A 22,790-nucleotide genomic window follows, 5' to 3' on the forward strand; every position below is an offset into this window, starting at 1 on the left:
CCGGATCAGAGCTAGATCAGAACCGGCCGGATCCCCGGTACAACTCCAGCTCCCCGTCCAGCTCGACGGCGAGGACCGTGGCGTACGGGTCGAGGTCGGCCGCGGTCGGCGGGTCGATCCACAGCACGCCGACCGCCTCGTGCAGCCCGCCGACGACACGGTGGGCGAGTTCGGTGCCGGTGCCGAGCACGCTGACCTTCCGGACCGGGGTGACCAGGCCGCGCACGCCGATCTCGGCGCGCGGGACGTCGTACAGGGTGAGGTAGAGGGTGCGGCCGTCGGCGGAGAGCGTGCTCGGCCCGTAGTGGTGCCCGGCAGGCAGTCCGCGGACCGTGCCGTACACGGCCTCGGCGTGTCTCCGGATCCACTCCCCCAGGCCTTCGAGGCGCTCGACCTGCGGCTGCGGGATGGTGCCGTCCTCCATCGGGCCGACGTCCAGGAGGAGATTGCCGCCACCGCCGATGGTCTCGGTGAAGTAGCGGATCAGCTGGCTGAGCGACTTGTGGTTGTGGTCGTGGTGCTGGAAGCCCCACGAGTCGTTGATGGTGAGGCACAGCTCCCAGGGCCCGGCGGGGGGTTCGACGGGTGCGCCCTGTTCCGGTGTCGCGTAGTCGCCCTCGCCGAGCATCCGGGCGTTGAAGACGACATGCGGTGAGTAGGAGCGGACGAGCGCGGCGAGTTCCCTGATCCGCCACTGCTCCTCGCTGCGGTCCCACTCGCCGTCGAACCACATCAGGTCGGGCCGGTAGCGGGAGGCCAACTCGCTTATCTGGCCGTCGCGGTAGGCGATGAACCGCTCCCAGGCGTCGAGGTCCTCGTCCTCGGCCGAGCACTCGGAGTACCGGTTGTCCTCCTGCTCGGGCGGGCGGCCCGGCTTGCGGGTGCTGGCGTAGTCGGGGTGGTTCCAGTCGGAGTGCGAGTAGTAGAGACCGACCTTGAGGCCCTGTTCACGCAGGGCGTCCGCGTAGCCGGTCAGATAGTCTCTGCCGAGGTTGAGATCGCCGAACTCGGTGTCCCACAGCGCCACTCCGTCGTGATGACGGCTGGTGAGCACGGCGTATCTGGCGCCGGCGCGGGCGAACAGGTCGGCCCAGGCGCGCGGGTCGTACTTCGCGCCGGTGAAGCGGTCGAGCTGGGACATGTACTGGTCGTGCGGCACGATGTCGTCGTAGAACGACCAGGACTCCTGGACGCCGTCGACGGCGTAGATCCCCCAGTGGACGAAGATCCCCAACTTGGCGTCAGTGAACCACGGTTGCATGGGCACGGCTGGACTCCCGTTGTGTACAAGGTCAGTCGGGGAAGGGGCGGGTCCGGCGCACGACCGCCGGGCCCGCCCCCGGGGGCTACTGGCCGGAGCCCGCCCGCTGCAGACGGAGCGTCAGGATCTGGAACGGCCGCAGCGCCACGGCGACCGTGTTCCCTTCGGTGGCCGCCGTCTCCAGGGGCCGCTCCAGCAGGTCGGTCACCTGGGCGCCGGCGAGCGGGAAGCCGGTGCGCAGCACGCCCTCGGCACGGCCGCCGCGCGACTCGTAGAGCCGGACCACGACATCGCCGGAGGCGTCGTCGGCGAGCTTGACCGCCTCGACCGTCAGGCCCGCGCCGGAGACGGAGACGACCGGCTCCGGCGCGCCCGCCGCGTCGGCCACCCGGAGCGGGAGGTTGAGGGCGTAGCCCGCGGCGACCGCGTCCTCGATGCTCGCGCCGGGGAGAAGGGAGTAGGTGAAGCGGTGGCGGCCCTGGTCGGCGCCCGGGTCCGGGACGCGCGGGGCGCGGACCAGCGAGAGGCGGACCGTGGTGGTCGTACCCCCGTCCTCGCGGACCGTGCGGGAGACGTCGTGGCCGTAGGTCGAGTCATTGATGACGGCGACGCCGTAACCGGGTTCGGCGAGGTGCACCCAGCGGTGGCCGGGGACCTCGAAGCGGGCCGCCTCCCAGGTGGTGTTGGTGTGCGTGGGCCGCTGGACATGCCCGAACTGGATCTCCGCGGAGGAGTGCGCGGCACGGATGTCCACCGGGAACCCGGCCTTGAGGAACTTCTCCGCCTCGTGCCAGTCGATGTCCGTCTCGAAGTCGATGCGGGGGCTGCCCGCGCGGACGGTGATCGTCTGGGTGATCTTCGAGCCGTTGCCGAAGGCGCGGGTGACGCGGATCGCGCCGAGCAGCGGGTCCTCGTCGACGACCGTGATCTCGGAGGGGTCCAGCAGGTCGGTGTAGCGGTTCTTGTAGTGCTTGTCGACGTCCCAGGCGTCCCAGTAGTTGGGGAGGTCGGTGTGCAGGCGGAGCAGGTTGCCCTGGCCGGCCAGGACCTCGCGGTTCGCCCGGAGGTCGTACACGGACGACAGGGTGCCGTCCTCGGCGATCTCCACCCGGACGAGTCCGTTGTCGATGACCCGGCCGTCGACCGTCACCGGCTGCGGGGCCTCGGGGGCGCCCGTCAGCGGCGCGCTGCCGCTCGCGGGGACCTCGACGTACACCGGGGTGCCCGCGCTGTCGCGGACGACCTCGGCGCGGTCGTAGGGGCTGGTGTTGAAGACCCGGGCGGTGCCGCCGCCGAGCGCGGTGACCGCTTCCGCGGTGAGCGCCTCCAGCTCCTGGGCGACACGGGCGTACTCGGCCTCGGCCTCGCGGTGCACCCAGGCGATCGAGGAGCCCGGCAGGATGTCGTGGAACTGGTGGAGCAGGACCGTCTTCCAGAGCCGGTCCAGCTTCTCGTGCGGGTAGCGGTAGCCGGGCGCGTGCAGCGCGGCCGTCGTCGCCCACAGCTCGGCCTCGCGCAGCTTGTGCTCGCTGCGCCGGTTGCCCTGCTTGGTGCGGGCCTGGGAGGTGTAGGTGGCGCGGTGCAGCTCCAGGTAGAGCTCGCCGACCCAGACCGGGGCGTCCTCGTACTCGGCGCGGGCCTTGGCGAAGAAGGCGTCCGGGTGCTCGACCTCGACGCGCGGGGAGCCCTCCAGGTCCTTCAGGCGGCGGGCCCGCTCCATGATCTCGCGGGTGGGGCCGCCACCGCCGTCGCCCCAGCCGAACGGGGCGAGGGAGCGCGTCGCGCCGCCCTTCTCGGCGTAGTTGCGGACCGCGCGGGACATCTCCACGCCGCTGAAGCGGGCGTTGTAGGTGTCGACGGGCGGGAAGTGCGTGAAGATGCGGGTGCCGTCGATGCCCTCCCACCAGAAGGTGTGGTGGGGGAACTTGTTGGTCTGGTTCCAGGAGATCTTCTGGGTGAGGAACCACTCGTTGCCGGCGAGCTTGGCGATCTGCGGGTAGGCCGCGTTGTAGCCGAAGGAGTCCGGCAGCCACACCCCCTTGGTCTCGACACCGAAGTGCTCCATGAAGAAGCGCTTGCCGTGGACGAACTGGCGGGCGACCGCCTCGCCGCCGGGCAGGTTGCCGTCGGACTCCACCCACATGCCGCCGACCGGCGCCCACTGGCCCTTCTTCACCGACTCCTGGATCCGGGCCCAGACCTGCGGGTAATTGTCGCGCACCCACTCGTACTGCTGGGCCTGCGAGCAGGCGAAGACGAACTCCTCGTACTCCTCGGCGAGCGAGGTGACGTTGGAGAAGGTGCGGGAGGTCTTGCGCTTGGTCTCGCGGATCGGCCAGAGCCAGGCCGAGTCGATGTGCGCGTGGCCGACGCCGGAGATGCGGTGGGCGCTGGCGTGCGCGGGCTTGGACAGCGCCGGCTTCAGTGCCTCGCGCACGGCGGCGGCCGACCCGGCGATGTCGTCCAGGTCGAGCAGGTCCATCGCGTTGTCGAGGGCGTGCATGATCTCGTGCCGGCGAGGGTCGTGCTCGCCCAGCTCCAGCATCAGCTCGCGCAGCACCTGGACGTCCAGGTCGAGGTGGAAGACCTCCTCGTCCAGGACGGCGATGTCGGCCCGCTTGAAGGTGTAGAGCGGCTTGTCGCCGGCGGTCAGCACGTCGCCGAGCGGGGTCGGCGCCGCGAAGTCGTTCGCCAGGATGTCGGGGTTGGAGGCGGCCTCGACCAGGTAGTCGATCACCTCGCCGCCGGTCGCCGGGTTCGCGATCCGCACGTACTGGTTGAGCGGGTTGACCGCCTTCAGCGGGGTCCCGTCGGCGAGGTGGACCAGGGCCTCGGCCTGGTTGCCGGGCCAGTCGCCCACGAAGCCGAGGTCGATGACCGCCTCGACGCGGCGGCCCGCGAACTCTGCGGGAACCTGTCCGCGCATCCGGAACCAGGTGGTGCCCCACGGCGGGCCCCACGGGGTGTCCATGGCGAACGGCTCGTACGCGGCGGCCGCGGCCTCCTCGAAGGGCACCGGCTCCCCGGGGGCCTGCCAGGCGGACACCTCGAAGGGGACGGTGGCCGCGTAGATCGCGGGCTTGATGCGCTGGTTGTGGAGGCGCTCTACGCGCTCCTCGATCCGGCGGCGTTCGTCGTGCATGGAAGTCTCCAGAAGAGGGATGGAAAGCGCTTTCCGGACGGCTGGCTACCTAAGATACGCGAGGCCCGGGTGGACCTCGGTGTACCCCTCGACCAGCCGGCGGGCCACGTTCACCGAGTCGACCAGCGGGTGCAGGGCGAACGCCTTCACGGCCGTCGTACGGGATCCGGACTCGGCGGCGGCCAGCACCTCGCGCTCGACGGCCTTGACCGAGCAGACGAGACCGGTGGCGTGGTCGGGCAGCGGGGCGACGGCGACCGGGTGGGCGCCGTTGGCGTCGACCAGGCAGGGCACCTCGATGACGGCCTCGCCGTCGAGCACCGCGAGGGTGCCGCGGTTGCGGACGTTGAGGATCAGGGTGGTGCGCTCGTCGCGGGCGATGGCCCGCATCAGCGCGAGGGCGACCTTCTCGTAGCCGCCGGACAGGTCGTCGGCGTCGCGCTCGCCGGCGCCCGCGGTCTCCCGGTTCTCGGACATGTAGGTGGCCTCGCGCTCGGCGCGGGTGCGCTCCCAGGCCGCCAGGGCCTTCGCACCGGGGTCCCGGACCTCCGCGTAGAAGTGCGCCTGCTGGTCGCGCAGGAAGGCACCGCGGGTCTTGTCGGCCTGCTGGTAGGCGCGGACGGCCTCGCGGTTGAAGTAGTAGTAGTGCAGGTACTCGTTGGGGATCGCGCCGAGGGACTGGAGCCAGTCCACGCCGAAGAGCTTGCCCTCCTCGAAGGAGCCGAGCAGGTCGGGGTCGGCGAGCAAGCGCGGGAGCTCGTCGCGGCCCGCGATGTGCAGGCCGCGCACCCAGCCGAGGTGGTTGAGGCCGACGTAGTCGATCCAGGCCTCCTTCGGGTTCCCGCCGAGCACCCGGGCGATACGGCGGCCGAGGCCGACCGGGGAGTCGCAGATGCCGATGACGCGGTCGCCGAGGTGGCGGGACATGGCCTCGGTGACCAGTCCGGCGGGGTTGGTGAAGTTGATGACCCAGGCGTCGGGGGCGAGACGGGCCACCCGGCGGGCGATGTCGACGGCGACGGGGACGGTCCGCAGGCCGTAGGCGATGCCGCCCGCGCCGACCGTCTCCTGGCCGAGGACGCCCTCGGCGAGGGCCACCCGTTCGTCGTCGGCCCTGCCCGCCAGGCCTCCGACGCGGATCGCGGAGAAGACGAAGTCGGCCCCGCGCAGGGCCTCGTCGAGGTCGGTGGTGGCGGTCACCGTGGGGGCGTCGGGGACGCCGGCCGCCTGTTCGGCCAGGACCCGGGCGACCGCGGAGAGCCGGCCGGCGTCGAGGTCGTGCAGCACGACCTCGGTGACCCGGCCCTCGGCCCGGTCCGTCAGCAGCGCCCCGTACACGAGCGGCACCCGGAATCCGCCGCCGCCCAGAATGGTCAGTTTCACGCTAGAGCCTTTCCTGCCAGGACCACGTCGACATCGGCCTCCTCCAGGGCGGACCGGGTCGCCGGGTCGACCGGCGCGTTGGTCACCACCATGTCCAGGTCCTCGGGACCGCAGACCTTCGCCATGCCCGTACCCGGGAACTTGGCGGCATCGGCGAGCAGCACCACCTTGTCGCTCGCCTTGATCATCGCCCGCTTGACCGGCACCTCCACCACCGTCGTGTCCATCACCTGCCCGCCGGGGCGCACCCCGCTGGTGCCGAGGAAGAGCCAGTCGGCGTGCAGCTGGCGCAGGTTGTCCTCGGTGAGGAAGCCGACCAGGGAGCGGTACTCGCGCCGGACCATGCCGCCGAGCAGCACCAGCTCGATGCCCTCGTCGTCGGCGAGCTCCTCGTAGACCACCAGGTTGCTGGTGATCACGGTGAGCCGGCGGCCGTGCAGCTGACGGGCCAGCCGGTAGGCGGTGGTGCCGATGTCCAGGAGGACCGACTGGCCGTCCGCGACCAGGGCCGCCGCGCGCGCCGCTATGGCGTCCTTCTCCGCGACCCGCACCTCGGCGACCTCGGCGAAGGGCTGGTCCCCCTCGTCGGCGACGGCACCGCCGTGCACCCGCGTCAGCAGCCCCTCCTCCTCCAGTTTCAGCAGGTCACGCCGGACGGTGGCGGGGCTCACACCCAGCTGCTCGGAGAGATCGGTCACGGCCGCGGGGCCGCCCGAGCGCAGGGCCCGCAGGATGAGTTGATGTCGTCGTTCTGCCAGCACACGACGAACACTACTCGTCATCTTCAATCATTTCCATGCTCAGTTCTGCTCGTGTATTGACCAATCTCGCGTGGCAGCGCACGATTCCGTCATCGAAATTGACGAGTTTTGACGAGAGGGTGGCGTGTGGACGACGACATGCCCGATGCGCTGCTGACCGGGCTGCTCTTCTACGACCTCGTCCTCACGGGGCTCGGGAAGCCGCCGACGCCGGGCGAGGAGATCTGGACGGCCGGCATGGGCTGCGGCCCCGGCGGCATCGCCAACCTCGCGGTGGCCGCGTCCCGCTTCGGCCTGCGCACCTCGCTGGCCACCGTCTTCGGCGACGACTTCTACGGCGCCTACTGTCAGGAGGTCCTCGCCGGGCAGGAGGGCGTCGACCTCTCCCTCTCCCGGGTCGCCGACGGCTGGGCCACCCCGGTCACCGTGGCCCTCGCCCACGGTCAGGACCGGGCCCTGGTCACCCACGGCTCGGAACCGCCGTACTCGCAGGACGTGCTGATGGGCGACCCGCCCGAGGCCCGCACCGCCCTCGTGCACATCGAGGCCGAACCCCGCGAGTGGATCGCCAAGGCCGCCGCCAACGGCACTCGGATCTACGCCGACGTCGGCTGGGACCCCACCCAGCAGTGGTCCCGCGACCTCCTCGACCAGCTCGCCCTGTGCCACGCCTTCCTCCCCAACGAGACCGAGGCGATGGCCTACACCCGCACCGACAGCGCGGTCGCGGCCCTCGGCACCCTCGCCGAACTGGTCCCGGTGGCCGTGGTGACCCGCGGCGGGGACGGCGCGGTGGCCGTCGACCAGACCACCGGCGAGTTCGCCGAGGTCCCGGCCCTCGCCGTGGACGTCCTCGACGCGACGGGCGCCGGGGACGTCTTCGGCGCGAGCTTCGTGGCCGCCTCGCTCGGCGGCTGGCCGCTGGACGAGCGGCTGCGGTTCGCCGTACTCGCCGCCGGTCTCTCCGTCGGCCACCACGGCGGGGCACTGGCGGCCCCCGGCTGGTACGGCGTCGACCGCTGGTGGCGCTCGCTCACCGACCCGGACCTGAAACGCGCCTACGGCTTCCTCACGGACCGGCTGCCGGCCGACCCCGGCCCTCCCGTCCGCCACGCACCCGTCACACCCCCCGCACGGCAGTACTGAACCCCACGCCCCCCCACGCTCCATGTGAAAGTCCCGAACAGATCCGAAAGATCCGAAAGGCGGTGGGAGCTGTGCGGCTCTCACGTAGAGGCCTGCTGCGCGCGGGCCTGGCCGGTACGGCCGCCACGGCGCTCGGCGGCCTGGCATCCGGCTGTGCCGTTCCGACCGGTTCCACCGGCCGGAACATGGTCCTGTGGTATTGGGACGGTGGCCTCGGCGACACGGTCATCAAGAACGCGAAGGCCCGTTACGACGCGGACGTCGATCTGCAGGCCATCAAGATCGGCGGCTACTACCGTTCCAAGCTGCTCACCACCATGACCGGCCGGGCCCACATACCGGACATCGCCGGTCTCAAGGGCGAGGACATGGCGTCCTACCTGCCCAACGCGAACCAGTTCGTGGACCTGCGCACGCTGGGCGCGGACAAGTACCGGAGCCGGTTCCTGTCCTGGAAGTGGGACCAGGGCATCGCCGACGACGGCACCATGGTCGGCTTCCCCATCGACTGCGGCCCGGTCGCGCACTTCTACCAGTACCAGGTCTTCCAGAAGGCCGGACTGCCCTACGAACCCGACGACGTCAGCGCCGAGCTGAACACCTGGGAGAAGTTCTTCGCCGCCGGCGAGCAGCTGAAGAAGCGGATCCCGGGGACCTGCCTGCTCTCCGACGTCAACGCGGTCTTCGAGAACGTGGTGCAGCAGGGCAGCCGGCGGTACGTCGACAAGGACCGGCACTTCATCGGCGACCAGGACCACGTCCGCCGCGCCTGGGCGCTGGCCGTGGAGGCCAAGAAGCGGGGGATCGTCTCGGACCTGGTCAGCGGCACGCCCGACCAGCTCTCCGCACTCCAGGACGGCAAGCTGCCCAGCCAGCTCAACGCTTCCTGGGCCACCAACGACATCAAGACCGGCGTCCCGAAGACCAAGGGCCGCTGGCGGGTGGCCCAGATGCCGGTACGGCCGTCCAACAACGGCGGTTCCTTCCTGTCGATCACCAAGGAGTGCCGCGAGCCCGAGCAGGCGTTCCGGATCATCGCCTGGATGCTGGACGCCGCCAACCAGGCACAGGGCTTCGTCGACGCGGGGCTCTTCCCGTCCACCCCCGCGTCGTACGAGATGAAGACCCTGCGCGCGCCCGACCCGTTCTTCGGCGGCCAGGTGACGATGGACGTCTTCGGGCCCGCCGCGCAGAAGATCGCGGTCGCCTACAACAGCCCGTTCGACGTGGCGCTGTCGCAGCCCCTCAAGGACGAGATCAAGAACGTCGGCGTCCTCGGCAAGAACCCCGAGCAGGCCTGGAAGGACGCCATGAGCAAGTGCCGGCGCATCGCCAAGCACCTGGGGGTGAGCTACTGATGGCCACCGCACTGGAGAAGCCCACGGCGACCGTGGAACGGACCAGCACGGCCGGTCCCCGTACCGGATTCCGCAAGTACTGGCACCTCTACGCCGCGATCTCCCCCTTCTACCTCCTCTTCCTCTGCTTCGGCCTGATCCCGGTCGGCTTCTCGCTCTACGTCTCCCTGCACCGCTGGGACGGCCTCGGCTCGATGGAATGGGCGGGCCTGTCGCAGTACCAGTACCTGCTCAGCGACACCGACTTCTGGACCGCGGTCGGGAACACGATCGTCATCTGGGCGCTCGCCACCTTCCCCATGATCTTCCTGGCGATGGTGACGGCCGTGATGCTCAACTCGGCGGTCCGCTTCAAGAACGTCTACCGGTTCGCCTACTTCCTGCCGAACGTCACCTCGGTGGTCGCGATCGCGATCATCTTCGGTTCGGTGTTCTCCACCAACTTCGGCCTGGTGAACGCCTTCCTGCAGGCGGTCGGCCTCGACCAGGTCGCCTGGCTGAACACCCCGTGGGGCATCAAGATCGCCATCGCCACGCTGATGACCTGGCAGTGGACCGGCTACAACGCGATCATCTTCCTCGCCGGACTCCAGACGGTCCCCGGCGAACTGTACGAAGCGGCCCGGATGGACGGCGCCGGGCCGGTGCAGACCTTCTTCCGGATCACGCTGCCGATGATGCGGCCGGTGCTGCTGTTCGTGCTCGTCGTGTCGACCGTCACCGGTCTGCAGAGCTTCTCCGAACCGCAGGTCCTGCTGCAGACCACCTCCAACGACTCGACGTTCGCGGGCGGTCCGGGCCACGCCGGCCAGACCATGGTCCTCTACTTCTTCCAGCAGACCTTCGACAACAACGACTTCGGCTACGGCGCCGCCGTGGCCTGGGGCATCTTCCTCGTCGTCATCATCTTCTCGATCATCAACTGGCGCCTGGTGCAGCGCCGGGGCGAAGACTAGGGAGGCCGCACACCATGGCATCCATCCGCACAACCCGCCCGAGGGCCATCAAGGGCACCCGCGGCCGCGGTATCGCCCTGCACACCGTCCTGATCGTCGGTCTGCTGCTCTCGGCCTTCCCGTTCTACTGGGCCGTGATCATGTCGACGCACACCACGTCGGAGATCTTCTCCTACCCGCCGAAGCTGCTGCCCGGCTCGCACTTCCTGGAGAACGCCCGCAGCCTCTTCGACAACATCGACTTCTTCGGGTCGATGGCGAACTCGCTGCTGGTCGCGGGCTCGGTGACCTTCCTGGTCCTGCTCTTCGACTCGCTGGCCGCCTTCGTCTTCGCCAAGTTCGCCTTCCCCGGCAAGAACGTGCTGTTCGCCCTGCTCATGGTCATCTTCATGGTGCCCGCCCAGCTGTCCGCCATCCCGCAGTTCGTGATCATGGCGAAGCTGGGCTGGATCGGCTCGATGACCTCGCTGATCGTGCCGGCGGCGGCCAACGCGTTCGGCATCTTCTGGATGCGCCAGTACATGAAGGGCGCCATCCACGACGAACTCCTCGACGCCTCCCGCATCGACGGCGCCCACTTCCTGCGCCAGTACTGGCACGTGGCCCTCCCGGTGGTCCGGCCGGGCCTCGCCTTCCTCGGCATCTTCACCTTCATGGGCCAGTGGAACGACTACGCCTGGCCCCTGATCGCCCTCACCAACCCGGACAACGTCACCCTCCAGGTCGCGCTGTCCCAGCTCAACGGCACCCACGGCACCACCGACTACGGAATGGTCATGACCGGCGCGCTGCTCGCCCTCGTCCCGCTGCTGATCGTGTTCGCGGTCGGCGCCCGTCAGATCATCGGCGACCTGGCCAAGGGAGCCATCAAGTGACGGACCCGCTGGTGGCCGTCCGCCCCTGGGAGGCACCCGAGGTGACCTCCTGGGGGCGGTTGCCGATGAACGCCGTCGACCGCCGTCCCGGGGCGCTCTCCCTGGACGGCGAGTGGCGCTTCCAGCTGCTGCCGGCCCCGGACGCGCCGGTCGAGGAAAGCTGGTCGACCGCGCACGTCCCCGGTGCGTGGACCTTGCAGGACACGGACGACCTGCCGCAATACACGAACGTGCAGATGCCGTTCGCGGAGTTCCCGCCGCACTCCCCCGCGGCCAACCCGACCGGGGTCTACGAGCGCGAGCTGGACATCCCCGCCGACTGGGCCGGTCGCCGGGTCGTCCTCCAGGTCGGCGCCGCCGAGAGCGTGCTCCTCGTGCACGTGGACGGGCGGCCCGTCGGCGTCTCCAAGGACTCACACCTCGCCGCCGAGTTCGACCTCACCGCGGTCGTACGCCCCGGCGGGCGGTCGGTCCTGCGGCTGACCGTGGTCAAGTGGTCGGACGCCTCGCACCTCGAGGACCAGGACCACTGGTGGCACGGCGGGATCACCCGCTCGGTGCTGCTGTACGCGACCGACCCGCTGTATCTCGCGGACGTGACCGTGCGGGCGCGGCGGGACGGCGAGCTGCGGGTGGACTGCGTCGTACGGGACCACGGCGGTGCGCTGCCGGACGGCTGGTACGTCACCGGCGACCTGGACGGTGAACTCCTCGCGCAGGACACCGAGTTCGACCGGCTCAACGCCGAGGACGACCGGGTCTCCGACTTCCTGGGCGAGGCCCGGGTCCACGCCACCGTGCCCGAGGTGCGCACCTGGAACGCGGAGCGGCCCGAGCTGTACGGCCTGACCGTCCGGCTGCACCGCGCGGACGGCACGGTCGCCGACACCTCGTACCACCGTGTCGGCTTCCGGGACGTCGAGATCGCCGGCCGGGACCTGCTGGTCAACGGCGAGCGGGTGTTCATCCGGGGCGTCAACCGGCACGACTTCCACCCCCTCACCGGGCGGACGGTGTCGTACGACGACATGCGCGCGGACCTGGTGGTGCTGAAGCGGTTCGGCTTCAACGCGATCCGCACCGCCCACTACCCGAACGACCCCGCCCTCTACGACCTCGCCGACGAGCTGGGCTTCTACGTCGTCGACGAGGCCGACATCGAGTCCCACGACCACGCGCACGAGATCGCGGACGACCCGCGCTATCTGAACGCCTTCGTCGACCGCGTCTCACGCATGGTGCTGCGTGACAAGAACCATCCGTCGGTCATCATCTGGTCGCTGGGCAACGAGTCCGACTACGGGGCGAACCACGACGCGGCGGCCGGCTGGGTGCGGCGGCACGACCCGACCCGGCCGGTCCAGTACGAGGGCGCGGCCAAGCGCGGCTGGGCGGACCCGGACGTCGCCTCCGACATCGCCTGCCCGATGTACGCGCCGCTGGAGGACTGCGTGGCGCACGCGCTGTCCGGGGAGCAGACGAAACCGCTGATCCAGTGCGAGTACTCGCACGCCATGGGCAACAGCAACGGCACGCTGGCCGACCACTGGGCCGCCATCGAGTCCACTCCGGGTCTTCAGGGCGGGTTCATCTGGGAGTTCTGGGACCACGGAATTCTCCAGCGGGTGAGCGACGGTAGACCGGTCGGGCCCACGGGCGCCGGACTGTACGACAACGGTGTCACCACGCCCGGCCACCGCTGGGCGTACGGCGGCGACTTCGGCGAGGCCCTGCACGACGGGGCGTTCGTCGCGGACGGCATGGTCTTCCCGGACCGCACCCCCAAGCCCGCGATGTACGAGCACCGGGAGATCGCGGCGCCGGTCCGCATCCGGTGCTTCAGGCACGAGGGCATCGTGCTCGCCAACCACCAGTCCTTCCGGGGCTTCGACTGGCTGACCGGCAGCTGGGAGCTGGCGCTGGCCGACGGCCGTACCCTGACCGGGCCGGCCGAGCTGCCCGAGCTGTGCCCCGGCGAGACCGCGGCCGTGCCGCTGCCCTTCGAGGTGCCGGCGGACGGCGGCGAGGCATGGCTGACGCTGCGGGTGACCACGGCCGAGGACCAGGCCTGGGCGCCGGCCGGTACGGAGATCTGCGCACCGCAGATCCGGATCCGGGCGGCGGACACGCCCCGGCGGCCGGTGCCGGCGGGACCCGCCGTCGAGGTGGACGGCGAGGGTCTGCTGCTGCACCCGCTGCTGACGGCCGCGCCGGCGCTCTCGCTGTGGCGGGCGCCCACGGACAACGACGAGCTGGGCGGGATCGCGCTGCGCTGGCGGGCCTGGGGGCTGGACAGCCTGGTGCGCAAGGTGGTCTCGGTGCACCACGGGCACGACAGGGTGAGTGTGCTCGCCGAGTACGCCGGCACGACGGGAGTCGTGCGGCACCGGCAGGAGTTCACCGCGGTCGAGGGCGGCGTACGGGTCGACGAGTCGGCCGAGCTGCCCGAGGAGTTCGACGACGTGGCCCGGGTCGGCTCGGTCTTCGAGACGGTCGCCGGGCTCGATCTGCTGGAGTGGTTCGGTCAGGGTCCCTGGGAGTCGTACCCGGACCGTGCCGCCGGTGCCCCGGTCGGCCACCACTCCGTCCCCGTGGACGAGCTGTTCACCCCGTATCTGCGGCCCCAGGAGAGCGGCGGCCGCCATGGCGTACGACGGTTCACGCTGTCGGCGCCGGACGCCACCGGACTCGCGGTCGAGCTGGACGAGCCCCGCCAGGTATCCGTCACCCGCTACCGCGCCGAGGACCTCACCGCCGTCACCCACCACGACGAACTCGTGCCCCGGGCCGGCTGCGTGGTCCACATCGACGCCGCACACCGGGGCCTCGGTACGGCCTCGTGCGGTCCCGACACCTTCCCCTCCTACCTCGTCGCACCGGGCGTCCACCGCTGGAGCTGGACCCTGCGCGTCCTCTGAGATCCCCCCACGCCCTTCGCCGTCACTTCTCCTCATCCACGGAGCACACGTGTGTACGTCGCATGACCAGGTCCAGGGCGAGGCCGCGCAGGCCGGAGCCGGCAGACGCAGTTTCCTCAGGGCCACCGCGCTCCTCGGCGCCGCCGCCACCGCCGGTGTCGCGCTCCCGGCCGTCGCCGAGGCGTCCTCCGGCTCCGCCCGGCACCCCGACCCCGAGAGCCGTCGCTTCACCCTCGCGGTGATGCCCGACACCCAGTACCTCTTCGACGGGCCGAGCATCAACCCGGCACCGATCGAGGCGTCGCTGCGGTATCTGCTGGAGCAGGGCGGCGAATCCGACGAGAACATCGTCTTCCTGAGCCATCTGGGCGACCTCACGCAGAACGGCGCCGAGGAGGAGTTCGCGGCGATCAGCAAGGCGTTCGGGATCCTGGACCGGCGCGGGGTCGGTTACAGCGTGCTGGCCGGCAACCACGACATCAGGTCGTCCACGGACGACCAGCGCGGCTCGACGCCGTACCTGGACGCCTTCGGGCCGCAGCGCTTCCAGGGCAAGCCCACCTTCGGCGGGGCCTCTTCGGACGGCTACAACACCTACCACCTGTTCCGGGCGGCCGGGCGCGAGTGGCTGGTGCTGGCGCTGGACTGGCGGCTGTCCGCGCAGGGCTACGCCTGGGCCAAGGACGTCATCGCACAGCACCCGAAGGCGCCGGTCATCCTCACCACCCACGAACTGGTCGTCGACGACGACACGCTGTCGGACTACGGACAGCAGCTGTGGGACCAGCTGATCGACGAGCACGACCAGATCTTCCTCACCCTGAACGGCCACTTCTGGCCGGCCCGCCGCGCCACCCGCAAGAACGCGGCCGGCAACGAGGTCCATCTGCACCTGACGAACTACCAGAACCGCTACTTCGGCGGCGCCGCGATGATCCGCCTCTACCACTTCGACCTGGACCGCGACGTCATCGACGTGGAGACGGTCTCGCCGTGGATCCTCGGCCGGGCCAAGAAGGGCCTCAACGAGCTGGAGCGGCAGGAGATGGAGCTGAGCGGCGACGGGGACCGCTTCTCCGTCGGCATCGACTTCGAGGACCGCTTCGCCGGCTTCGCCCCGGTGCCGGCCCGTCCGGCGCGGCCCGCCGCGCAGCTGCTGGTCCGGGGCACGGCCGCCTACTGGCGGTTCGACTCGGCGGTCTCCGGCACGGTCCGTGACCTGTCCGGCCACGGCAACGACCTCACCGTGGTCTCGGTGGGCGGCGGCACCCTCGGCTGGTCGGCGGACCATCACCCGGACCAGCCGGGCCACGGCAGCCTGGAGTTCACCGGCTTCAAGTCGCCGCTGAAGGGCGCGTACCTGAGGACGATCGACGGCGCCCCGCTCAACTCGGCGACTTTCAAGGACGGTTACACCATCGAGGCGTTCTACCGGCTGCCCGCCGACTGGGACGCGTCGCACAACGCCTGGTCTGGTCTGGTCAGCCGGACCGGCCGCAACGGCTCGGTCGGTACGGTCACCGACGATCCGGACGAGCCGCTGGCCACCCTGTCCATCTCCGACGGTCCGGGCCCGCAGTGGGCGATGCACCCGCTCAACCAGCAGCAGCTGGTCACCAACTGGGGCGACGAGACCGCCCGCGAGACCTGGTGGCACCTGGCCGTGGTCAACGACGGACGGCACACCACGATGTACGTCCAGGGCTGCCCGGTGGCCCGCAACCCGCACGCCGCCGCGATCGGTATCGCCTCGTCCGGGAAGCCGTGGCTGCTCGGCGGCTACGAGTACGCGGACCGGATCGACCAGATCCTGCACGGCCGCCTCGGCGACGTCCGGATCGTCTCCCGGGCGCTGCCGGTCTCCTCCTTCATGACCCACTGACGCCCGTTACGAGGATCATCACCATGACCGAGCAGCAGCTGCCCAGCTGGGCCGATCCTGCCGTCTCCCCCACCGACCTGGATGCCCAGGGCATGTCGAGACGCGGACTCCTGCGCCGCGCCGGCCTGTTCGGCGCCGCGTTCGCGCTCGGGTCGGCGGCCACCCCCGCGCTGGCGTCCACCGGGCGGGGCCTGGGCGGCGACGACCCCCGCCTCGCCTACCTGGTCGGCGACCACCACGTCCACTCCGTGTACAGCCACGACGCGAAGTACACGTTCTCCCAGCAGGCCCAGGCCGCCGCCCGGTTCGGCCTGGACTGGATGGTGTTCAACGAGCACTCCAACTTCGGGCACGCCTCCTACGGCGCGAAGCTGGAGCACGCGGAGATCCTCAAGGCCCGCCGGGAGAACCCGCGCCAGCTGATCTTCCAGGGCCTGGAGTGGTACATCCCGGCCGCCGAGCACGCCACCGTGTTCGCCGCGCCGGGCCGCCACGAGACCGACCTGCTCACGCGGTTCGAGCTGGCCTACGACGGCAAGCTGCTCGGCTACGACAAGGGCGGCGCGGCCGACGCGGACACCGCCCGCAACCAGGCGCACGCCGTCAAGGCCATCAAGTGGCTGGCCGAGCAACGCCGTACGGGCTATGTCGACGACGTCCTCGTCCTCGCCAACCACCCGCTGCGGCTCGGCATCGACTCGCCGTACGAGATCCGCGACTGGCGGGACGCGGCCCCCGAGATCATGATCGGCATGGAGGGCGCACCCGGCGCCCAGGGTGCCGCGATCCCCGGGTGGCGCGGCGCCACCTCGATCCGCGGCGAGTACGAGAACAAGCCCTCCGCGCAGTCCTGGGCGGGCTACCCGGCGGACGCGTACCTGACGTACGGCGGTTTCGACTGGGCCACGGCGACGGTGGGCGGCCTGTGGGACGCGCTGCTGTCGGAGGGGCGCCTGTTCACCATCACCACCAACTCCGACAATCACCGCACGGTCTTCGACACCTGGAAGAACGGCGACTGGCTGCCGGGGCAGAACTTCGACAACACCGGCAAGCTGCCCGACCCGGTGAACACCGACACCCCGCAGCCCGGCAGCGACTTCTGGCCCGGCGAGTTCAGCCGTACCCACGTCGGCGTCACCCGCTACGGCTACCGCGCGGTGATGGCGGGCCTGCGCGCCGGCCGGGTCTGGCTGGACCACGGGCATCTGCTGGACGGGCTGGACGTCCGTCTGAAGCGGGACCGCGACCACGGCGACGGCGTCACCCTCGGCGGCCGGCTGCGGGTCCGCAAGGGCGAGCGGATCACCCTGAACGTGACGGTGACGACCGCGTCCCGGGTCAACGCCCAGGGCATCCTTCCCCAGTTGGCGCACGTGGACGTGATCCGCGGCGCGGTGCGCGGCCCGGTCTCCGACCGCGAGACCTGGCAGGCGCCCGACACCAAAGTCGTCCAGACGAAGGACGTGTCCGGCCGCAAGGGCACCTACACCCTGCGCATCCCGCTCACCGCGGGGGACGAGTCCTTCTACGTCCGGCTGCGGGGCAGCGACGGCAAGCGGAACGGCGCGGGCTACCTGGGCGCCTCGATCGACCCGCACGGCCCGATCACCCACGAGCCGGGGAACGGCGACCCGTGGGCGGACACGTGGTTCTACTCGAACCCGATCTTCGTGGACGTGGTGGGCTGAGCCGAGAGAAGCGCCCCACAGGGGCGCTGGGGGTACCCCCGGCCGAAGGCTGGGGGAGGAACTGCGCGCAGCCCCCACCGGCCCGCAGTCCCCCACCGCAGCAGTCCGGGGAGTCGGTTCCCGGGCGAAGCCCTACGCGTAGAACCGCGAAAGACTCTGCAGCACGGCGGCGGGCTTTGTGCCGCCCTCGATCTCGATGGTCCCGTCCACGGCGATCTGCACGCCGCCCGGCACCTCCTCGACCTCCGCCAGCCGGGCGGCCAGGCGGATACGGGAGCCTGCCTTCACCGGGGACGGGAAACGCACCTTGTTCAGGCCGTAGTTGACCTTCGTGGTGACGCCCTGGACGTCCAGCAGCTCGGTGAACAGGGGGATGAAGAGGGAGAGGGTGAGATAGCCGTGGGCGATCGGGGCGCCGAAGGGGCCCTCGGCCGCGCGCTCGGGGTCGACGTGGATCCACTGGTGGTCGCCGGTCGCGTCGGCGAAGGTGCCGATGCGGTCCTGGGTGACCTCGATCCACTCGCTGGTGCCCAGGTCGCTGCCCGCGAGCTTCTTCAGTTCGTCGAGGCCGTTGACGGTGACGCTCATGTCGCTTTCCTTTTCCTTGGAGCTACGAGGTGGCGGAGCCGTAGCGTTTGCGCACACGGGACTTGAGGAGCTTTCCGGAGGCGGTGCGCGGGAGTTCGTCCGCGAGCACCACCGACTTGGGGAGCTTGTACTTGGCGAGCCGGCCGGACAGCGAGGCCAGCACCTCGTCGGGGTCGAGGACGGCGCCCTCGCGGGGGACGACCACCGCACGCGGCACCTCGCCCCACTTGTCGTCCGGCACGCCGATCACCGCGCACTCCACGATGTCGGGGTGGGCGAGGAGCAGGTCCTCGATCTCGGCGGGGTAGATGTTCTCGCCACCGGAGATGATCATGTCCTTGAGCCGGTCGACGATGAAGACGTAACCGTCCGCGTCGACCCGGGCCGCGTCCCCGCTACGGAACCAGCCGTCCGCGAAACAGGCCGCGGTCTCCTCCGGCAACCCCCAGTAGCCGGGCATGACATGGGGACCGTGGACCATGACCTCGCCGGGTTCGTCGACGTCGACCGGGGTCAGGTCGGGCCGTACCACCCGTACGTCGCTGAAGAAGTGCGGCACGCCCGCCGAGCCCGCCTTGCCGATCGCGTGCTCGGCGTCGAGGAAGAGGGTGCCGGGCGCGGCCTCGGTCATGCCGTAGCCCTGGAGGAAGGTCAGCCCGCGTTCCTGGTAGGCCGCGATCAGCGGGGTCGGGACCGGGGAGCCACCGCAGGTGAGGATGCGGAGGGAGGAGAGGTCGGCGTCCGGCCAGCGCGGGTGGCGGGCCACCCGCTCGAACATGGTCGGCACCCCGAACATGAAGGTGATCCGGTGTTCTTCGATCAGGTCGAGGGTCGTCTCCGGGGCGAAGGCCTCCACCAGGACACAGCTGCCGCCTTTCAGGAGGACCGGCAGGGCGAGCATGTTGAGGGCCGCCGTGTGGAACAACGGGGCGGAGACCAGGGCTCGTTCGTCGGCGATCAGGTCGGTGTCGACCAGGACGTTGACCGCGTTCCAGGTCAGGTTGGCGTGGGTGAGCATCGCCCCCTTGGGGCGGCCGGTCGTCCCCGAGGTGTACATGATGACGCAGGTGTCGTCGGGGGTGACGGGCTCGTCGATCGGGTCGTCCGCCGCCGACGCCAGCAACTCCTCGTACTCGGCGCCGACTTCGACGTACGTCCGGACGTCCGTGGTGCCGGGCAGGCCCGCGACGACACCGGCGTGCGAGGGGCCGTACAGGAGGGCCCTGGCACCGGAGTCGGCGAGCTGGTAGGCGATCTCGGGGCCGGCCAGGCGGGTGTTGAGCGGGACGAAGACCGCGCCGAGGGTGCCGGCCGCGAAGAGCGTCTCCAGGTAGGCGGGGTGGTTGGCGCCGAGGTAGGCGACGCGGTCGCCGCGGCGGACGCCCCGGGCGCGCAGGGCGTGGGCGAGGCGGGTGGTGCGCGTGTACAACGTGCGGTAGTCGGTGGAGTGTTCACCGTGTACCAGCGCCGTGCGGTGCGGGGTCTTGCGGGCCCGGCGTGCGGGCCACGACCCCAGTCCCTCGTTGCGCATCTCGGCCCCTTACGGCTTGGCCAGCCCGAGCAGGCGGGCGGCGTTCTCCTTGAGGATCTTCGGCCGGACCTCGTCCTTGACCGGGAGCTTCGCGAAGTCGGCGAGCCAGCGGTCGGGGGTGAGGACCGGGAAGTCGGAGCCGAAGAGGACCTTGTCCTTGAGCAGCGTGTTGGCGTACTGCACGAGCTGCGGCGGGAAGTACTTCGGCGACCAGCCGGACAGGTCGATGTACACGCCCGGCTTGTGGGTGGCGACGGCGAGGGCCTCGTCCTGCCAGGGGAAGGACGGATGCGCCAGGATGATCTTCAGGTGCGGGAAGTCGGCCGCGACGTCGTCCACGTGCAGCGGGTTGGAGTACTTCAGCCTGATCCCGCCGCCGCCCGGGACGCCGGCCCCGATGCCGGTCTGGCCGGTGTGGAAGAGGGCGACGGTGCCGGTCTCCTCGATCACCTCGTAGAGGCCGTACGCCACCGAGCGGTCGTCGGGGAAGAAGCCCTGGATGCTGGGGTGGAACTTGAACCCCTTCACCCCGTACTCCTCGACAAGGCGGCGGGCCTGCCTGACCCCCGCCTTGCCCCGGAAGGGGTCGACGGAGGCGAAGGGGATCAGGACGTCCGCGTTGGCGGCGGCGGCCTCGGCGACCTCCTCGTTGGGGACGGGCGCGGTGCCGGTCGCGGACTCGGCGTCCACCGTGAAGATCACGGCGGCCATGTTCCGCTCCCGGTAGTAGGCGGCGGTCTCCTCGACGGTCGGCTTCCGTTTGCCCTCGACCTTGAAGTAGGCGGAGGAGGCATCGTGCAGGGCGTCGTCCAGGGAGGAGTGCCCCTGGGCGGAGACCTCGGCGTGCGTGTGGACGTCGATCGCCGTGAGTGCCTCGATGTCCATCACGCCTCCGGGAACTTGGGCGCCGGGATGCCGACCGTCTGGAGCTCGGCGCCGACCGTGGCGGGAAAGGCGTCGGCCAGGGTGTCCGGGGTCCAGCCGCCGTCGGCGTAGGCGGCCCGGATCTCCTGGGGGTGCGACCAGAGTGCCACCTTGTCGCCGCCGATGCCGATGGCCTGGCCGGTGATGGAGCGGGCGGCCGCGGAGGCGAGGAAGGGGACGAGGGCCGCGCAGTCCTCGGGGGTGCCGAAGCCCTCGCCCTTGCGCAGGAAGTCCGGGAGCGGTTCGCCGTTCTTCATGGCCTCGACGTAGGGGGCGAAGCCGGGGATGGTCTCGGTCATCGCGGTGGCGGCCACCGGGACGATCGCGTTGACCGTGATGCCCGCCCGGCCCAGCTCCATCGACCAGGTACGAGCCATCGCGGCGATGCCGGCCTTGGCGGCGGCGTAGTTGGTCTGGCCGAAGTTGCCGCGCTGGCCTGCCGGGGAGCCGACCAGGATCAGGGTGCCGCCCTCGCCCTGCTCGCGCATCCGGACGGCGGCGGCCCGGGCGCAGGTGAAGGTGCCCTTGAGGTGGGTGGTGAGCACCGCGTCGAAGTCGTCGTCGGTCATCTTCCACAGCACCTTGTCGCGCAGGATGCCCGCGTTGGTGACCAGGACGTCGAGGCGCCCGAACTCCGTCACGGCCCGGGCCACCAGCCGGTCCGCGGCCTCGCTCGTGCCGACCGGGACCACCTCGGCGACGGCGGTGCCGCCGGCCGCGGTGATGGACTTCACGGCCTGCTCGGCGACCCCCTCGTCCACGTCGTTGACGACCACGGAGGCGCCGTGGGCGGCGAGTGCGTGGGCGTAGGCGAGGCCGAGGCCCCGGCCGCTGCCGGTGACGACGGCGGCCTTGCCGGTGAGATCGATGCTGGGCACGGGCGGTGTCCCTTCGGGTACGACGGGTGCGGCTTGCGGGTTCGACGGGTGCCGCGTCTCGGATGCGACGGGTGCCGCTTCTCGGATGCGACGGGTGCCGCTTCTCGGATGCGACGGGTGCGGCTTCGAGATCGAAGCTAAGAGCAATAATTGTTGTCGTCAATAGTTGTTGCCCATCCACGGGTGCGCCATGCTGGAATCCGCACCACAGACCGCCCCGCCGCCGGGGCCCGGACCAGGGAGACGCCATCACCCGCCAGCACACCGAGAACCCGCCCCCGATCGACGCGGACGAGCCGTGGATGCGCGGGCTGCACGCGGACACGGGATACCTGCTGTACCGCCTGGGTCTGCGCTCGGGGCAGCTCTTCAACGCGTTCCTGCAGGAGTCGGGGGTGCGGCTGCGCCACTACGCGGTGCTGCGTTTCCTCGCCACCTCGGAGGGTGCCCTCCAGCGCGAGCTGAGCACCCGGCTCGGCTACGACCCGAGCGCGATCGTCGGACTCGTCGACGACCTGGAGAAGCTGGGCTTCGCCGAGCGGCGCCCCTCCCCCGACGACCGCCGCAGCCGGATCGTGGTCCTCACCGAGGCCGGCGGTGCCTTCCTGCGGGACACCGACGAGGCGGGCCGGCGCGTCACGAACGATCTGCTGGGCCCGCTCGACCCCGCCGAGCGCCAGGCGCTCCACCGTCTGCTGCTGCGCGTCGCCGACCGGCCATGACCGCCGGTGCCCGTTCCGCACCCGACCGGCTGCTGGCGGTGCTGGCCGCGTTCGACCACGGGCATCCGGCGCTCAGCCTGAGCGGCATCAGCCGCCGGGCCGGGCTCTCCCTGACCACCGCGCACCGCCTGGTCGGCGCGCTCACCGCCTGGGGCGCGCTGGAGCGGGACGCGGACGGTTTCTACCATGTGGGGCTGCGGCTGTGGGAGCTGGCCGCGCTGGCACCCCGGGGGCTCGCGCTGCGCCAGATCGCGCTGCCGTACCTGGAGGACCTGTACGAAGCCACCCATGAGAACGTGCAGTTGGCGGTGCGGGACGGGTCCGAGGTCGTCTACATCGAGTGGCTGTCGGGGCGTTCGGCGGTGGGCGTGCACATCCGGGTGGGCGCCCGCTGGCCGCTGCACGCGACGGGGGTGGGCCTCGCCCTGCTCGCACACGAGACGCCCGGGTTCCAGCAGGAGTACTGCGATGGGCCGTTGGCCGCCTTCACGCCGTACACCATCACCGATCCGGGCCGGTTGCGCCGCTCGCTGGCCGAAGTGCGGCGCTCCGGGGCGGCGGTGAGCAGCCGTCAGGTGACCGACGACGCGCTGTCGGTGGCGGCTCCGGTGCGCGGGTCGGCGGGGCGGGTGGTCGCGGCCGTCTCGGTGGTGGTGCCCCAGGCCGACGCCCAGGTACCGGCGCTGCTCCCGGCGGTGCGGCTGGCTGCACGGGGGATCTCCCGGGCGCTGGGCTGGCAGCCGGAGCGGACCGGCCAGCCCGTGTAGCGTGGCC

General features: G+C 70.9%; 17 protein-coding genes. 9 read left to right on the forward strand and 8 right to left on the reverse strand.

Annotated elements, in window-relative coordinates; genetic code table 11:
- Nucleotides 1-16: 16 nt before the first annotated feature.
- From ACZ5K7_RS13530 to ACZ5K7_RS13545, 4 genes are all read right to left on the reverse strand, one after another.
- On the reverse strand, nucleotides 17-1,267 hold the full coding sequence (locus ACZ5K7_RS13530; RefSeq protein WP_468913150.1) for an alpha-L-fucosidase: 1,251 nt from the start codon (nucleotides 1,265-1,267) through the stop codon (nucleotides 17-19).
- Nucleotides 1,268-1,346: 79 nt separating this feature from the next.
- Nucleotides 1,347-4,403, reverse strand: a complete 3,057-nt coding sequence (locus ACZ5K7_RS13535) for an alpha-mannosidase (protein WP_468913152.1) — start codon at nucleotides 4,401-4,403, stop codon at nucleotides 1,347-1,349.
- Between the two features lie 45 nt (nucleotides 4,404-4,448).
- Nucleotides 4,449-5,786 carry a 6-phospho-beta-glucosidase gene (locus ACZ5K7_RS13540; protein WP_468913158.1) on the reverse strand — a complete coding sequence of 446 codons (1,338 nt, stop codon included), beginning with the start codon at nucleotides 5,784-5,786 and terminating at the stop codon, nucleotides 4,449-4,451.
- Nucleotides 5,783-6,547, reverse strand: a complete 765-nt coding sequence (locus tag ACZ5K7_RS13545; protein WP_468913160.1) for a DeoR/GlpR family DNA-binding transcription regulator — start codon at nucleotides 6,545-6,547, stop codon at nucleotides 5,783-5,785. The genes ACZ5K7_RS13540 and ACZ5K7_RS13545 overlap by 4 nt, the downstream gene beginning before the upstream one ends.
- A gap of 126 nt (nucleotides 6,548-6,673) precedes the next feature.
- On the opposite strand from ACZ5K7_RS13545, the gene ACZ5K7_RS13550 reads away from it, so the two are divergent.
- The 7 genes from ACZ5K7_RS13550 to ACZ5K7_RS13580 all read left to right on the forward strand — a co-directional run bounded on the left by ACZ5K7_RS13550 (nucleotide 6,674) and on the right by ACZ5K7_RS13580 (nucleotide 17,373).
- Nucleotides 6,674-7,693 carry a carbohydrate kinase family protein gene (locus ACZ5K7_RS13550; RefSeq protein ID WP_351699407.1) on the forward strand — a complete coding sequence of 340 codons (1,020 nt, stop codon included), beginning with the start codon at nucleotides 6,674-6,676 and terminating at the stop codon, nucleotides 7,691-7,693.
- A gap of 71 nt (nucleotides 7,694-7,764) precedes the next feature.
- Nucleotides 7,765-9,051, forward strand: coding sequence for an ABC transporter substrate-binding protein (locus ACZ5K7_RS13555; RefSeq protein WP_468913163.1), 1,287 nt, complete (start codon nucleotides 7,765-7,767; stop codon nucleotides 9,049-9,051).
- On the forward strand, nucleotides 9,051-10,007 hold the full coding sequence (locus tag ACZ5K7_RS13560) for a carbohydrate ABC transporter permease (RefSeq protein WP_351699403.1): 957 nt from the start codon (nucleotides 9,051-9,053) through the stop codon (nucleotides 10,005-10,007). The genes ACZ5K7_RS13555 and ACZ5K7_RS13560 overlap by 1 nt, the downstream gene beginning before the upstream one ends.
- Before the next feature lie 14 nt (nucleotides 10,008-10,021).
- Nucleotides 10,022-10,882, forward strand: a complete 861-nt coding sequence (locus tag ACZ5K7_RS13565; protein WP_351699401.1) for a carbohydrate ABC transporter permease — start codon at nucleotides 10,022-10,024, stop codon at nucleotides 10,880-10,882.
- Nucleotides 10,879-13,800 carry a glycoside hydrolase family 2 TIM barrel-domain containing protein gene (locus tag ACZ5K7_RS13570; protein ID WP_468913166.1) on the forward strand — a complete coding sequence of 974 codons (2,922 nt, stop codon included), beginning with the start codon at nucleotides 10,879-10,881 and terminating at the stop codon, nucleotides 13,798-13,800. Before ACZ5K7_RS13565 ends, ACZ5K7_RS13570 begins: the two co-directional genes overlap by 4 nt.
- A 49-nt stretch (nucleotides 13,801-13,849) precedes the next feature.
- Complete coding sequence (locus ACZ5K7_RS13575; protein WP_468913168.1) at nucleotides 13,850-15,682, forward strand: LamG-like jellyroll fold domain-containing protein; 1,833 nt, start codon at nucleotides 13,850-13,852, stop codon at nucleotides 15,680-15,682.
- A 23-nt stretch (nucleotides 15,683-15,705) separates the two neighbouring features.
- The gene (locus ACZ5K7_RS13580; protein WP_468913170.1) at nucleotides 15,706-17,373 is read left to right on the forward strand and encodes a CehA/McbA family metallohydrolase domain-containing protein; all 1,668 of its coding nucleotides are present in this window, start codon (nucleotides 15,706-15,708) and stop codon (nucleotides 17,371-17,373) included.
- Nucleotides 17,374-17,505: 132 nt separating this feature from the next.
- Here the strand turns inward: ACZ5K7_RS13580 and ACZ5K7_RS13585 are convergent, their stop codons facing one another.
- The 4 genes from ACZ5K7_RS13585 to ACZ5K7_RS13600 are packed head-to-tail and all read right to left on the reverse strand — an operon-like array spanning nucleotide 17,506 to nucleotide 21,294.
- Complete coding sequence (locus ACZ5K7_RS13585) at nucleotides 17,506-17,961, reverse strand: MaoC family dehydratase (protein ID WP_468913172.1); 456 nt, start codon at nucleotides 17,959-17,961, stop codon at nucleotides 17,506-17,508.
- Between the two features lie 22 nt (nucleotides 17,962-17,983).
- Nucleotides 17,984-19,492, reverse strand: coding sequence for an acyl-CoA synthetase (locus tag ACZ5K7_RS13590; protein ID WP_468913174.1), 1,509 nt, complete (start codon nucleotides 19,490-19,492; stop codon nucleotides 17,984-17,986).
- Between the two features lie 9 nt (nucleotides 19,493-19,501).
- Nucleotides 19,502-20,377, reverse strand: a complete 876-nt coding sequence (locus ACZ5K7_RS13595; protein ID WP_351699389.1) for an amidohydrolase family protein — start codon at nucleotides 20,375-20,377, stop codon at nucleotides 19,502-19,504.
- Nucleotides 20,377-21,294, reverse strand: coding sequence for an SDR family NAD(P)-dependent oxidoreductase (locus ACZ5K7_RS13600; RefSeq protein ID WP_468913176.1), 918 nt, complete (start codon nucleotides 21,292-21,294; stop codon nucleotides 20,377-20,379). The genes ACZ5K7_RS13595 and ACZ5K7_RS13600 overlap by 1 nt, the downstream gene beginning before the upstream one ends.
- Nucleotides 21,295-21,596: 302 nt before the next feature.
- Here ACZ5K7_RS13600 and ACZ5K7_RS13605 point away from each other — a divergent pair, with 302 nt between their 5' ends.
- Together ACZ5K7_RS13605 and ACZ5K7_RS13610 are read left to right on the forward strand one after the other, a co-directional pair.
- Entirely contained in the window at nucleotides 21,597-22,016 is a 420-nt protein-coding gene (locus ACZ5K7_RS13605; RefSeq protein ID WP_468913177.1) for a MarR family winged helix-turn-helix transcriptional regulator, read from the forward strand.
- On the forward strand, nucleotides 22,013-22,783 hold the full coding sequence (locus tag ACZ5K7_RS13610) for an IclR family transcriptional regulator (protein WP_468913179.1): 771 nt from the start codon (nucleotides 22,013-22,015) through the stop codon (nucleotides 22,781-22,783). Before ACZ5K7_RS13605 ends, ACZ5K7_RS13610 begins: the two co-directional genes overlap by 4 nt.
- Nucleotides 22,784-22,790: the final 7 nt, after the last annotated feature.

The organism is Streptomyces sp. NPDC031497, assembly GCF_055580905.1.

Excerpts from the sequence above, each read along its gene's own strand:
- ACZ5K7_RS13535 (WP_468913152.1), bottom strand. The coding sequence starts at position 4,403 with ATGCACGACGAACGCCGCCGGATCGAGGAGCGCGTAGAGCGCCTCCAC.
- ACZ5K7_RS13560 (WP_351699403.1), top strand. The coding sequence starts at position 9,051 with ATGGCCACCGCACTGGAGAAGCCCACGGCGACCGTGGAACGGACCAGC.
- ACZ5K7_RS13565 (WP_351699401.1), top strand. The coding sequence starts at position 10,022 with ATGGCATCCATCCGCACAACCCGCCCGAGGGCCATCAAGGGCACCCGC.
- ACZ5K7_RS13580 (WP_468913170.1), top strand. The coding sequence starts at position 15,706 with ATGACCGAGCAGCAGCTGCCCAGCTGGGCCGATCCTGCCGTCTCCCCC.
- ACZ5K7_RS13585 (WP_468913172.1), bottom strand. The coding sequence starts at position 17,961 with ATGAGCGTCACCGTCAACGGCCTCGACGAACTGAAGAAGCTCGCGGGC.
- ACZ5K7_RS13590 (WP_468913174.1), bottom strand. The coding sequence starts at position 19,492 with ATGCGCAACGAGGGACTGGGGTCGTGGCCCGCACGCCGGGCCCGCAAG.
- ACZ5K7_RS13595 (WP_351699389.1), bottom strand. The coding sequence starts at position 20,377 with ATGGACATCGAGGCACTCACGGCGATCGACGTCCACACGCACGCCGAG.
- ACZ5K7_RS13605 (WP_468913177.1), top strand. The coding sequence starts at position 21,597 with ATGCGCGGGCTGCACGCGGACACGGGATACCTGCTGTACCGCCTGGGT.
- ACZ5K7_RS13610 (WP_468913179.1), top strand. The coding sequence starts at position 22,013 with ATGACCGCCGGTGCCCGTTCCGCACCCGACCGGCTGCTGGCGGTGCTG.